Genomic DNA, 13,254 nt, shown 5'->3' with positions numbered 1-13,254 from the left:
TATCCTTCAGGAGTTAACAGAAATGATGATAGAAAATGCGTTATCGCGCTCGCTGCGTCTGATGTTTTCAAGCAGTACCCTCATGGTCAGTGCCGGTCTGTTGATCCAGCCTGCATTTGCCCAGGACAATGCTCCCATACAACGTGTGGAAATCACCGGCTCGTCGGTGAAGCGCGTCGATGCTGAAACTTCCCTGCCGGTGCAAGTGCTCACCAAAGCGGACATCGCCCGTACTGGTGCCACCAGTACCGAAGAATTGATGCAATCGATCTCGGCCTTCTCCTCGGCCGGCGGCACGACCAATGCCACCGGCGCCGGCACCTCGACCGGCGGCCTGTCGTCGATCTCACTGCGCGGCCTGGGCTCGACGCGCACCCTGGTGCTGGTGAACGGCCGCCGCCTGGCAGCGTTCGCTGGCAGCGACGGCTCATCCGTCAACGTCAACGCCATTCCGCTGGCAGCCATCGAGCGCGTCGAGGTACTGAAAGACGGCGCGTCAGGCGTGTACGGCAGCGATGCCGTCGCAGGCGTGGTCAACTTCATCCTGTCCAAGCGCGTCGATGGCATCGAAGTCACTGGCGGCTATGGCTCGCCGACCACCGGTGGTGGCGGCCAGAATGGAAAAGCCTCGATCACCGGCGGCTACAATACCGACAAATTGAGCGTGGTGCTGTCCGGTTCCTACGAGAAGGAAAAAGCGCTGCTCGGCCGGGACCGCTCCTACGCCGCTTCCGCCACCCGCCTGCCTTATTACAACTCGACCGCAACGGGCCAGGGCAATATCCAGGGTTCGTTCACGCCAGGCGTGGGGCCTGATGACGGCTTCAGCAACGGCGGTTCCGGCTATGGCAATCCGCTGGCTGTCGGCAACAAGTGCAGCACCATCAAGATGGGCACCATCGCCGTCGGCGCCAAAGGCAGCCCGTATTGCGCCTATGACAGCGGCCCGGACGTTGGCCTGACCCCGGATCGTGAACTGTACAATCTGACCGGCAACCTGAGCTACCAACTGAACGACAACCATCAACTGTTCGCCGACCTGCTGTACTCGGAAAGCAAGATTACCCAGACCTATCAACCGTCGCCAGCGCGCGCCGACTTTTTCCAGACCGACGGTCTGTTTCAGCAACAAGGCGTCGACCCTGCCCTGCTGCTCATGCCATCCAACCCGGTTTACCAGTCGATCGCCGTACCGTACCTGACCAGCCAGGGTTTCGCCTCACTGATCGGTAAACCGCTGGCCATCACCTCGCGCGTGTTCAATTTTGGCCCACGCCAGAACGTCGATACCGCCAAGCAGTCGCGCGTGGTGGTCGGCGCAAAAGGTTCGCTGAGTTTCGGCGACTATGAGCTTGCGCTTAGCCATAACGAATCGAAGCTGAATAGCGCCGTAACCACCGGCTACTTCTCGCAAGTGGGCTACGCCAAGATCATCAACGGCAGCAACTGGAATCCATGGGCGGAAGGCGGCGTGCAAACGGGCGCACTCGCCACCCAACTGCAGGGCGCCGCGTTCACCGGCAATTTCCTGAACGCCAAGTCGACCAGCGATGCATTCGACGGCAAGGTCGCGGGCGATTTCTGGACCATCGCGGGTATCACTCCGCAATACGCAGTGGGCCTGCAGTCGCGCAAAGAGAAATACGTGACCGATCCCAGCGCGGCGTACCAGTCGGGCGACATTTCCGGCCTCGGCGGTTCGGTGGTCCCCATCGACCGCAGCCGCACCGTCAACTCGGTTTACGGCGAACTCAACGTACCTGTGCTGAAAACGCTGGAAATCAACCTGACTGCCCGCGACGACAAGTATAACGACGTCGGTAACACCGCCAACTGGAAAAGCAGCTTCAAATGGCGCCCGGTGCAGCAACTGGCACTGCGTGGCTCTTACGGCACCGGCTTCCGCGCACCATCGCTGGTGGACCTGTGGACCCCGCAAACGCTGGGCACCTCGGAACAGTTCACCGATCCAGGCACCAAGCAAACGGGCCTGCAAGTGAATTCGTTGAGCGGCGGCAACCCGAACCTGAAACCGGAGAAGTCGAAACAGTACTCGTTCGGCGCCGTATGGCAGGCAACCAGCACTGCCAGCATCGGTCTTGACTTCTTCAACATCAATATCCGCGACATCCTGGCCACGCCATCGGCCCAGGAAGTGGTTTCGCGCTTCCGCGCGGGCGATCCGGCATACGCCGGCCTGGTGACGCTGCGTGGCAACGACATCGTCAGCATCAAGCAGACCCTGGCCAACACGGGTGATGCCAACGTGCAAGGTATCGACCTGTTCGCCAACTGGAAGGATAATTTCAGCTTCGGCAAGCTGGAAGCAAACCTCAACGGTACCTATATGGATACCTTCGACCAGACCAGCCCGGGCGGCCAGGTTTCGCACAAGGTCGGCACCATTGTGGACGGTGACGGCACCCCCGTGATCGGCGCGCAAAACGGTGGCGTGGTACTGCGCTGGAAACACCAGTTGGCTGCCACCTGGTCCAACGGTCCATGGTCCACCACGCTGGTGCAAAACTACCGTACCGGCTATCAAGTGGGGCATGACCTGAACGACAACAAAGTGTTCATCGGTGCGGAATCGATCTATGATGCCAACGTCGCATACCGCGGCATCAAGAACCTGACCCTGGCGCTGGGCTTGAAGAACATGTTCAACAAGCAACCTGACCCGATTGGTACCGCAGTCACCAATCAGTTCCAGGCCGGCTACGACATCAACCAGTACGATCCGCGTGGCCGCCTCGTCTACGTGACCGCTGGCTACAAGTTCCAGTAAAAATCTCGGCCGCAAGGCACAACGCCTGGAGCAATCCAGGCGTTTTTTTTCGTCCCGGCATCAGCCCGCGAGGGGCAGCCTGATCTGTATATGACAGCCGGGAGTGCAGTCGATGGCGCACACCTGGCCGCCCAGTTGCTGCACGATGGTGTAGACGATGTGCATGCCCAGGCCGGAGCCCCCCTGGCCCCGCTTGGTGGTGAAGAACGGTTCGAACATATGCTCGCGCACGGCGGGCGCCAGGCCGACGCCATCGTCGGAAAACTCCAGCAGCAGCCAGCGCAAGGCAGCGTCATCCCCATCCGCCTCGATGCGCGCGCGTATCGTGATGCGGCCCGGCCCGCCCTGCGGATAACCGTGGCGGGCGCTGTTCATCAGCAGGTTCGAGAGGATTTGCGACAATTTCCCTGCCGCCAGGCGCACCTGGCAATCGGGCGCGATATCGAGTTCCACGCCCAGCGCCGCCTTGCGCAGTTCCGGGCTGTGCGCCGACACCAGGCCGTGCACATAGTCGTGCAGCGCCAGGTCGGCCACGTATTCGCTGACCTGGTCCACGGCCAGCTGCTTGAAATTACCGATCAGGTCGGCCGCGCGCGCCAGGTTGCGCTCGATCAAGGCCGCCGCGCCTTTGAGCGATTCGGCAATGTCGATCAATTCGGCGCGGCTGACCTTGGCGCCGCCCAGCAGCTGCACCAGCTGGTCGGCATAGCTGCCCATGCTCGACGCGGCCGTCAACGCCACGCCGATGGGCGTGTTGACTTCATGCGAGACACCCGCCACCAGCGAGCCGAGGGCCGCCATCTGTTCCTGCTCGATCAGGTTCGCTTGCGCCGCCAGCAGCGATTCGGTGCGCACGCGCACGATTTCTTCCAGCTGCAGCGTGCGCTCCTGGTGCTGCAGCTCGGCCGCGCCGCGGGCCGAGAAGATCGACAGCAGCAGCAAGGCCAGCAAGCGCTTGTTTTCATCGATGGGACGCGTGTCGATGGCCGACAGGATGCCCAGGGTCTTGCCATCGGTATCGATCAGCGGCATGCCGACATAGCTTTCCGCCCGCATGTCGACCAGCAGGCTATCGAATGGAAAGCGACGCTGGATGTCGCTGCCATGAAAACACATGCTCTGGCACGTCACGTCCTGGCAAGGCGTGTGCTGCAGGCTGTATTCGATATTCGGCTGGTAGCCGTCGCCACCCCACAGGGCCAGGGTGCGGATGCCTTCGCTGCCATCGTCCATGCGCACCAGGCGCCCGGCGATCACATAGTGCACGTCGAGCGCTTCGGCCAGGTCCTTGACGAGGATGCGCAGGAAGTCGTCGCCACGGGCGTGCGCCGTCGAGGCGGTGATCGAGCGCAGGGCTGCCTCCGCCAGGGTGCGCCGCTGCTCGGGATCGAACAGGGGTTCTTGCGAATTCACATCAAACAACGGAATACTCATGAATGCTCCTGCACGGCACCGGAAGCGCAGGCACAGCTGCCGGCGCGGCGATTTTCAGCCATGACCCGCTGCAGCGGACCTGCCGCGATTGTACCCCTGGATATTGTTCAATAATACAGATACACAGGAATTTTTTACAGCCAGCCGGAACGCTTGAACAAGTAATACATATAACCGCAGACACAGCTCATCAGTCCCACGGCCACGGGATAGCCGTATTGCCAGTCCAGCTCCGGCATGAACTTGAAGTTCATGCCCCACACGCCGGCAAACGCCGTGAACACGGCGAAAATGGCCGCCCAAGCCGCCAACTGCTTGTTCACTTCGCTTTCATCGATGGCCACCATCGACAAATTCACCTGGATGGCCGTGCTGATGGTGTCGCGGATGGTGTCGAGCGTGCCATTGATGCGCGCCAGGTGGTCGTGCACGTCGCGGAAATACTCCTGGGTATCGTGGCACAGCGGCGGCACGCGCCCGCCGTGCAGCTTGCCCACCGCTTCCATCAGGGGCGCCACCACGTGGCGCAAGACCATGACCTTGCGTTTCAATTGGTACAGCCGTTCGATATTGTCGCGCTCGGTGCCACGGTCGAAGATGCGGTCCTCGATCAGTTCCAGCTCCGATTCGAGCGCGTCGAGCACGGGAAAGTAACGGTCGACGACGGCGTCCATCAGCGCGTACAGCACGAAGGCCGAGCCCTGGCGCAGCAAATGCGGTTCGCGCTCGGCGCGCGCGCGGACACCGAGGAAACCTTGCGAGCTGTTGCTGCGCGACGAGAGCACGTAATTGGCGCCGACAAAAATGTCGACTTCGCCCAGCACCAGTTCGTTTTCGACCATTTCCACGGTTTTCACCACGGCAAACAAGGAATCGCCATACTCCTCGATCTTCGGACGCTGATGTCCCCGCTGCGCATCCTCGACGGCCAGTTCATGCAGGCAAAACTCGTGCTGCATCTGTTTCAGCTCAGCCGGCGTGGCATCGAGCAGGGCCACCCAGACGAAGCAGTCGGGGCGCTCGACGTAATCGCTGATATCGTCAATCGGCAAGTCGGCCAGTTTTTTGCCATCCTGGTAGGCCACGCAGTTAATCAGCATACAGTTCCACAATGAAAGTTAAGACCGGACGAAACAGTCCGGCAGGCGCCAGCTTACCTTATCGCCTGCTGTGAGTGTTGTGGGTGTTGTGGCGTGCAAGGAACGCCGCAGGGAAAGGCGGACGGGGAGCCCCCGTCCGGCCATGCGTCAATCGTCCTTGGCGCCGTCGATGCCCAGTTCGGAGATCTTGCGGGTGATGGTGTTGCGGCCGATGCCCAGGCGCACGGCGGCGTCGTTCTTGCGCCCGTGCGTATGCTTGAGCGCCGTCTTGATCAGGGCCGACTCGAATTGCCGTCCCAGCACGGCCATGACTTCCTGCTGCCCCGCGCCCAGCATGCCGGCCGCCTGCAATTCCAGTAAACCAATCCAGCCCGGTGGCGCACCATTGGCGGGCGCGGCCGCTTCGAAGACCTGGCCGCCGTGCGCATGGGCAACATTTGCTGGCACCACGTCAGCGGACGCCGCCGTGGCCGCGCCATCGCCCTGCCCCTGCGTCAATTCCAGCGGCAAGTCCTTGATTTCCACCGTCTGGCCCGGCGCCATCACGGTGATCCAGTTGCACAGGTTTTCCAGCTGGCGCACATTGCCGGGCAAATCGAGGCCGCTGAGAAATTGCATGGTCGGTTCGCTCATGCGCTTCGCTTCCACGCCCAGCTGGCGCGCGCTTTGCACCAGGAAGTGGCGCACCAGGATGGGGATATCCTCGCGCCGCTCCCGCAAACTGGGCAGGCGCAAACGGATCACGTTCAGGCGGTGATACAAGTCTTCGCGGAACAGGCCGTCGCGCACGCGCTGTTCCAGATTCTGGTGCGTGGCCGTAATGACGCGCACATTGGCCTTCATGGGCTGATGGCCACCGACGCGATAGAAATGGCCATCGGACAGCACGCGCAGCAAGCGCGTCTGCAGGTCGAACGGCATGTCGCCGATTTCATCGAGGAACAAAGTACCGTTCTCGGCCTGCTCGAAGCGGCCCCGGCGCGTCGTCTGCGCACCCGTAAAGGCTCCCCGTTCATGGCCGAACAGTTCGGACTCCAGCAAATCCTTCGGGATCGCCGCCGTGTTCAGGGCGATGAAAGGCTGCGCCGCGCGCGGACTGTGCTTGTGCAGCGCGCGCGCCACCAGTTCCTTGCCGGAACCAGATTCGCCCGTGATGAGCACCGTCACATTCGATTGCGACAAACGGCCGATGGCGCGGAACACTTCCTGCATGGCCGGTGCCTGGCCGAGGATCTCCGGCGTTTCCGACGGGCCCGATTCGACGCTGGTCTCGCGCAGGCTCTCTTCCAGCGCGCGGCGGATCAGCTCGACAGCCTTGTCGATGTCAAACGGCTTGGCCAGGTATTCGAAGGCGCCGCCCTGGAAGGCCGCGACGGCCGAATCGAGGTCGGAAAAGGCCGTAATGATGATGACCGGCAAGCCGGGAAAGCGTGATTTGACCGTCTGCAACAGTTCCAGGCCGGACGCGCCCGGCATGCGGATGTCGGACACGAGCACTTGCGGCGTGTCAAATTCCAGTGCCGCGATGGCGTCGCGCGCATTGGAAAAACTCTTGGTGGCGAGATTTTCCCGCGCCAGGGCTTTTTCCAGCACCCAGCGGATTGATTCGTCGTCGTCAACTATCCAGATTGGCTTCATTAGTGTGTGCGTCCCGCAATGGATTTCATGGGTGGGATACTGCCTCGCTTATGGCAAGGGGAGAACGATCCTGAAATCGGTGTATCCAGGCCGGCTTTCGCACTCGATCACGCCCAGGTGCTGTTGCACGAAGGTTTGCGCCAAGGTCAGCCCCAGCCCGCTGCCGCCGTCCCTGCCCGACACCAGCGGGTAGAAAATCCGGTCGCGGATCTGGGGTGCGATGCCCGGTCCATTGTCAATGATATGCAAGTCTAATGCCAGGTTGTAGCGGACCTTGGCCAAGGTCACCTGGCGCGCCACGCGCGTCTTGAAAATCAGCTCCGCATCGCCCGCCTCGATGCGCTCGGCCAGCGCTTGCGCCGCGTTGTGCGCGATATTGAGCACGGTCTGTATCAATTGCTCCTTGTCGCCGCGAAACTCGGGGATCGAGGCGTCGTAGTCGCGCGAAATGGTCAGCCCGCTGGGGAACTCGGCCAGGATCAGGCTGCGCACCCGTTCGCATACTTCGTGGATATTCACGTCGCCCACGATATGCGGGCGGCGGTGCGGCGCCAGCAGGCGGTCGACCAGCGTCTGCAGGCGGTCCGCTTCCTTGATGATGACTTGCGTGTATTCGCGCAGCTCGCTCAGGTGCAGGGCCGGCAATTCCAGCTCCAGCAACTGGGCCGCGCCGCGGATGCCGCCCAGCGGATTCTTGATTTCATGCGCCAGGTTGCGGATCAACTCCTTGTTGACCTGGCTCTGGTCGAGGATGCGCTCCTCGCGGTCGAGTTTTAATTGCTGCACGTTTTCGCGCAACTCGATCAGCACGCCGTCGCGCGGCGCGTCGAGCGCGCTGACGATGCTGTGCACGCGCAGCGGCTCGCGCCCCAGGCGCTCCAGGCTCAGGTCCTGGCGCAAATCGGAAAATTTATGTTCAAGCGCCTGCGCGCAAATCCCGGCCAGCTCCTCGGGATTGAGGAACAGCGCCGTCAGCTTTTGCCGCGACAGGGCCTTCAATGAGCTTTCCAGCAGGTTTTCCGCCGCCGCGTTGGCATAGCTGATGCGGCCGTCGCCGTCGAGCAGGATCACGGCCGAAGCGAGCAAATCAAGGCCGGCCAGATGGGCGGGACGGCTGGAATGGTTGTCTAATGTCATGTGCTTTACCGAATATTCGCGATCTCGCGTTTCAGGGCCTCGACGTTCTGCTGGGTCCGGTTGATATTCTCTTTCAACTGCGCCGCTCTTTCCTGATACTTGGCGTAGTTGCGTTCATTGCCCTGGCGTTCAGGCTGGCCCTCGTTGAACTCCAGGCGCTGGGCCGCCAGTTTCTGCTCTTCGCTGCGCAATTCGTCCTGCAATATCTGGCGCCGGTCCAGGTCGCGCGCCCGTTGCTCGGCGCCATCGACCTTGGGAAACGCGCCGGCGGCAGGCGCCGCCGTGGCCACCGCCTGCGTGGCGGGCCGCGCAGGCGCACCGGCCAGCGGCGCCGTCTTGCGTGGCGGCTCCGTCATGGCGCCCGGCAAATCGAGCAGCTGGCAATGCGCGCCAGCCCGCTTGTCCGTATATGTCTTGTGTCCCTGCGCATCGGCGCACACATACAACTGCCCGTGCGCCTGTGCCGCCGCGCCCAGCAATCCTGCCATCAGCGCCATTCTGTAATGCTTGGTCAATCTTCACTCCTGTCGGCACATGCCGCATCGTTCCTGGGCCGACTATACAACACCGCCCAGTGGCGCCATAACAAAAAACGCGGGCAAGACCATCGCCTCACCCGCGTTTTTTATTCACTACCGGCTAGTTGCCGGCATGGCGCCATTACAGCGAGTAGTACATGTCGAACTCGGCAGGATGCGTGGTCATGCGCATGCGCTGCACGTCCTGCATTTTCAGTTCCAGGTACGCGTCGATCATGGAATCGCTGAACACGCCGCCACGGGTCAGGAACTCGCGGTCCTTGTCCAGGGCTTCCAGTGCTTCTTCCAGCGAAGCGCACACGGTAGGGATCAGTGCGTCTTCTTCTGGCGGCAGATGGTACAGATCTTTCGAGGCGGCTTCGCCCGGATGGATCTTGTTGGCAACGCCGTCCAGACCAGCCATCAGCAGTGCGGCGAAGCACAGGTACGGGTTCGCCAGTGGATCCGGGAAGCGCGCTTCCACGCGGCGGCCTTTTGGATTGGCCACGTGCGGGATACGGATCGAGGCGGAACGGTTTTTCGCCGAGTACGCCAGTTTCACTGGAGCTTCGTAGCCTGGTACCAGACGCTTGTACGAGTTGGTGCCCGGGTTGGTGATCGCGTTCAGTGCCTTGGCATGCTTGATGATGCCGCCGATGTAGTATAGGGCGAAATCGGACAGGCCGGCATAGCCGTCGCCAGCGAACAGGTTTTTGCCATCTTTCCATACGGATTGATGCACGTGCATGCCCGAACCGTTGTCGCCAACGATAGGTTTCGGCATGAAGGTGGCGGTCTTGCCATAGCTGTGCGCCACGTTCCACACCACGTATTTCAGGTTTTGCGTCCAGTCGGCGCGCTCGACCAGGGTCGAGAAGCGGGTACCGATTTCATTCTGGCCTGCGCCAGCGACTTCGTGATGATGCACCTCAACCGGGATACCCAGCGATTCCAGAATCAGGCACATTTCCGAACGCATGTCCTGGAAGCTGTCCACGGGTGGCACGGGGAAGTAGCCGCCCTTGACGGTAGGACGGTGGCCGCTGTTGCCGCCTTCGATGTCCTTGCCGGTCGACCACGAACCTTCGTCCGAACCGATCTTGACGAAGCAGCCCGACATGTCGATCTTCCAGCGCACGCTGTCGAAGATGAAGAATTCTGGCTCAGGGCCGAAGTAGGCGGTGTCGCCCATGCCCGACGATTTCAGGTAGGCTTCGGCGCGTTTCGCGATCGAGCGCGGGTCGCGGTCGTAGCCCTTGCCGTCCGACGGTTCGATCACGTCGCACTGCATGAACAAGGTCGTTTCTTCCATGAACGGGTCGATATTGGCCGTGTTTGGATCCGGCAGCAAGATCATGTCGGACGCTTCGATGCCTTTCCAGCCAGCGATCGAAGAACCGTCAAAGGCGTGGCCCGACTCGAATTTATCCATGTCGAAGTGCGACACGGGAACCGTCACGTGCTGCTCTTTACCACGGGTATCAGCAAAGCGGAAATCAACGAATTTGACTTCGTTTTCTTCTACCATCTTCAAGACTTCTGCGGCTGTCATTGCCATGCGTATCTCCTAAATGAATGTGGGGTGAGCCGACCTTAATGCGTCTGGGCTGATGAAGCGAAGCAAACATTGCGTGCCACCAAAACTCATAAGGATCATAGCAGATTCCATGCCAGCTTCTGAAGCGCCTTGGCGCCGGCGGCAAAATGACTGTCATCCCAGTGAAAGTTTTCCTGCCCGCGATTTTCCTGCTGAGTTTGCGTCAAATCAAGAATGCACTATGCAAGTGCAAAAAACGAATAACGCACCATTATCGTGCATTTTGTACGCATTCTTGAAAAATGCCTTCTTATGGTGCATGCGTCGTGCACCGTGACTTCCCGTTTGCGGGGCGCGGATGGCGCACTATAATCGACCACACCACCCCACTTTCATCGAGGACGCCATGACTACCGCCGCCGACATCCTGACCACCGCCCGCAGCCGGGCCAATGAAGGTACGCCGTATGCCGGCGCCGTTACGCCGCAGGAAGCGTATGAGCTGCTGCAGGGCGATGCCGCCGCCAAGCTCATCGATGTGCGCACGAATGCCGAGCGCGACTGGGTCGGCCGGGTCGACATCGCCGATACCCAGCATGGCGCGGTGCAGTGGGCCACCTACCCGGGCGGCGCGCCGAATCCCGACTTCCTCGCGCAACTGGCCGCCCAGGCCGGCAAGGATGAAGTGCTGCTGTTCCTGTGCCGCTCCGGCGTGCGTTCGCGCCATGCGGCCAAGCTGGCGACCGAACACGGCTATATCAATTGCTTCGACATCCTCGAAGGTTTTGAAGGCGACAAGGACGCGGACGGCCACCGCAAGCAGATCGGCGGCTGGTGCAAGGCGGGCCTGCCGTGGCTGGGCGCCTGACGCTGGCCGCTTGATACTGGCCGTTTAATTATCTGAACCGTGTTTGATCTGGCGGGCCACGCGATGGCCCGCCATCGGCTGCAACCGTCCATGCGCGCCCGATTTTTTCAACCGCGGCGCAAATTCTCCTTGCGAATATGTACCTTATATAGTACAACATAGAGGTGCGTCATGGATGCTTCCGGCTTGCGGCAGATTACCCTGCTGTTCTACGCGAACGGCAATGGCGGCGAACCCGTGCGCGACTGGCTCAAGTCGCTGCCCATCGAAGAGCGCCATGTGATCGGGCAAGACTTGATGCATGCGCAATGGCGCTGGCCCGTGGGCATGCCCCTGTGCCGGCATCTGGGGCACGGCTTGTCGGAAGTGCGCAGCAGCCTGCCCGGCAACCGCATCGCGCGCGTGCTGATCTGCCATCACGGCGATTGCCTGGTGGCGCTGCACGGCTTTATCAAGAAAACCCGCGCCACGCCGGACGACGACCTGGCGCTGGCCCGCAAACGCTACAAGGAACTGACATGAACGCCACCGCCCCCCATCTCGGCAGCAGTCTGGACGACTTCCTCAAGGAAGAAGGCATTTTCGAGAAAACGCAAACCCAGGCCATCAAGGAAGTGATCGCCTGGCAACTGACGCAGGCGATGCAGGAACAAGCGCTGTCGAAAACGCGCATGGCGGCCCTGCTGCAGACCAGCCGCTCGCAGCTCGACCGCCTGCTCGATCCCACCAGCGACGTGACCCTGTCCACCCTGGAGCGCGCTGCCGCGCTGGTGGGGCGCAAGCTGTCGATCACCTTAGTTTGACTTAGTTTGATTCTGCCGGCTGGTGCTCGCCCATCAAGGTCAAGATGCGCTTGCGCACGAAATTGATGTGGCTGCGCAAACCATACAAGCCATCGGCAAACGACAGCGGAATCGAGATCTGGTTGACCATTTCCTCGATCTGGTCGAGCCGTTGCAATTGCGCCGCATACACTTGCGCGCGCTGCTCTGGCGCAACGTCTTCCAGCGCCTGCTCCACCGTGCGTAACTGGCCATACCAGCGGTAGACGCGCGAGCGGATACGCCACACGTACAACGGCGGCACCACGCGCGACAGCGGCAGGATCAAGGCACCGAGCGCCACCACCAGTACCCACATGCGGTCAAAGAAATTGGCCAGCCAGAAACTCATATAGCGCTGCAGCACGGGCGCGCCATCCTTGTAGAACTTCAGCGCTTCGGGCGCGACGGGAATTTCCGTGTAGCGCGCGGACGGGAACTGCCCCTGCTGCTGGAACCAGCCCGTGCCGCCGTGAATACTGGCCGCCGCCTGCACGAACAGGTCGATCAAGGCCGGATGCAAGTCTTCGCGCGCAACCAGGGTGGCGGTCGGTGCGATCAGGTGGTAATCCTGCGCGGGGATGTTACGCCCCAGGTCGACGATACCGCGTGGCAAGACCACATGCGTGAGGAAAGGCAGGCGCCGCGTGTACGCCTCCGCTTGCGAAAAATCAAACAGCTTGATGCCCGGCGTTTGCAGCAGCATCTGGATCAGCGGCGCTTCCGGCGCCGAGCTGAACACGAGACCATCGATGCGCCCTTCCAGCAGCTCCACCGTGGCGGGCGTGTTCTGCAAGTCGCTGACAGTCAGCTCGTTCGCTTCGACACCATTGACGGACAGCAACTGCCGGAACAGGCTGGGCACGCCCGTGCCTTCCGGCCCCAGGTTGATCTTCATGCCTTTCAATTGCGTCAGTTCCGTCACCGCTTTGTCTTCGCGCAGGAACAGCCAGACGGGTTCCGTAAACAGGCTGCCCAGGGATATGAGGCCATGCCGCTCGGCATCGGCGTGCTCCGTCGAGCCGCTTTGCACGAAGGCGATATCGGTCTTGCCCGCGTTCAGGCGCTGCAGGTTTTCCTGCGAACCCAGCGACGGCTGCAAGGTCACCTTGATGCCGTGCTTGGCCAGGGTGGCCGCGTATTTCTTGCCGAACTCTTCATAGGCGCTATTGTCCTGTCCCGTCGACAGGCTCACCTGGCGCGGCGGCGCCGGGTCGACCAGCCAGTAAGCGAGCGCACAAAACGCGCCGACCAGCAGCAGGGTGGGACCGGCGGTGGCGAGGAAATCGCGCACGGAAAAGCGGCTGAACGCGAGGATTTTGGACATGTGGTGGCGCATAGGTTTCATGGGTGGCTACGATGCCAAGAAAAGCGCAACTATGCAAGGCACTTTCACCGGCGCGGCATAGCCAA

At 61.5% G+C, this 13,254-nt stretch carries 11 protein-coding genes; 4 read left to right on the top strand and 7 right to left on the bottom strand.

Annotated features, from left to right (window positions below):
• Positions 1-22: 22 nt before the first annotated feature.
• Positions 23-2,788 (top strand): TonB-dependent receptor, encoded by a 2,766-nt coding sequence (locus tag K0F86_RS03915; protein WP_219133051.1) that lies wholly within the window; start codon positions 23-25, stop codon positions 2,786-2,788.
• 60 nt (positions 2,789-2,848) lie between these two features.
• On the opposite strand, the gene K0F86_RS03910 is transcribed toward K0F86_RS03915, so the two are convergent.
• The 6 genes from K0F86_RS03910 to glnA all read right to left on the bottom strand — a co-directional run bounded on the left by K0F86_RS03910 (position 2,849) and on the right by glnA (position 10,173).
• Positions 2,849-4,222, bottom strand: coding sequence for a GAF domain-containing sensor histidine kinase (locus K0F86_RS03910; RefSeq protein WP_219133050.1), 1,374 nt, complete (start codon positions 4,220-4,222; stop codon positions 2,849-2,851).
• 134 nt (positions 4,223-4,356) lie between these two features.
• Entirely contained in the window at positions 4,357-5,322 is a 966-nt protein-coding gene (gene corA / locus K0F86_RS03905; RefSeq protein ID WP_152253765.1) for a magnesium/cobalt transporter CorA, read from the bottom strand.
• Positions 5,323-5,469: 147 nt separating this feature from the next.
• Positions 5,470-6,960 carry a nitrogen regulation protein NR(I) gene (ntrC, locus tag K0F86_RS03900; protein ID WP_219133049.1) on the bottom strand — a complete coding sequence of 497 codons (1,491 nt, stop codon included), beginning with the start codon at positions 6,958-6,960 and terminating at the stop codon, positions 5,470-5,472.
• A gap of 48 nt (positions 6,961-7,008) precedes the next feature.
• Positions 7,009-8,097: a nitrogen regulation protein NR(II) gene (gene glnL / locus K0F86_RS03895; protein ID WP_219133048.1), complete on the bottom strand. Its 1,089-nt coding sequence runs from the start codon at positions 8,095-8,097 to the stop codon at positions 7,009-7,011.
• Positions 8,098-8,102: 5 nt separating this feature from the next.
• The gene (locus K0F86_RS03890) at positions 8,103-8,612 is read right to left on the bottom strand and encodes a DUF4124 domain-containing protein (RefSeq protein WP_306823174.1); all 510 of its coding nucleotides are present in this window, start codon (positions 8,610-8,612) and stop codon (positions 8,103-8,105) included.
• Positions 8,613-8,757: 145 nt separating this feature from the next.
• Positions 8,758-10,173 (bottom strand): type I glutamate--ammonia ligase, encoded by a 1,416-nt coding sequence (glnA, locus tag K0F86_RS03885; protein ID WP_071079202.1) that lies wholly within the window; start codon positions 10,171-10,173, stop codon positions 8,758-8,760.
• Positions 10,174-10,558: 385 nt separating this feature from the next.
• Between glnA and K0F86_RS03880 the strand changes: the two genes are divergently transcribed.
• The 3 genes from K0F86_RS03880 (at position 10,559) to K0F86_RS03870 (ending at position 11,823) form a co-directional block, all read left to right on the top strand.
• Positions 10,559-11,020 carry a rhodanese-like domain-containing protein gene (locus K0F86_RS03880; RefSeq protein ID WP_219133047.1) on the top strand — a complete coding sequence of 154 codons (462 nt, stop codon included), beginning with the start codon at positions 10,559-10,561 and terminating at the stop codon, positions 11,018-11,020.
• A gap of 171 nt (positions 11,021-11,191) precedes the next feature.
• On the top strand, positions 11,192-11,542 hold the full coding sequence (locus tag K0F86_RS03875) for a type II toxin-antitoxin system RelE/ParE family toxin (RefSeq protein ID WP_139090156.1): 351 nt from the start codon (positions 11,192-11,194) through the stop codon (positions 11,540-11,542).
• The gene (locus K0F86_RS03870; protein WP_219133046.1) at positions 11,539-11,823 is read left to right on the top strand and encodes a helix-turn-helix domain-containing protein; all 285 of its coding nucleotides are present in this window, start codon (positions 11,539-11,541) and stop codon (positions 11,821-11,823) included. The genes K0F86_RS03875 and K0F86_RS03870 overlap by 4 nt, the downstream gene beginning before the upstream one ends.
• Position 11,824: 1 nt before the next feature.
• Here K0F86_RS03870 and K0F86_RS03865 read toward each other — a convergent pair whose 3' ends face one another.
• A complete protein-coding gene (locus K0F86_RS03865) occupies positions 11,825-13,168 on the bottom strand; it encodes a TAXI family TRAP transporter solute-binding subunit (RefSeq protein ID WP_219133045.1) in 1,344 nt (447 codons plus the stop codon).
• Between the last annotated feature and the right edge of the window lie 86 nt (positions 13,169-13,254).

Source organism: Janthinobacterium sp. UMAB-60 (assembly GCF_900095235.1).
GTDB lineage: Bacteria > Pseudomonadota > Gammaproteobacteria > Burkholderiales > Burkholderiaceae_D > Janthinobacterium.
Note: the sequence above shows the minus strand (reverse complement) of the source record. Positions and strands in the feature narration are given on the sequence as shown.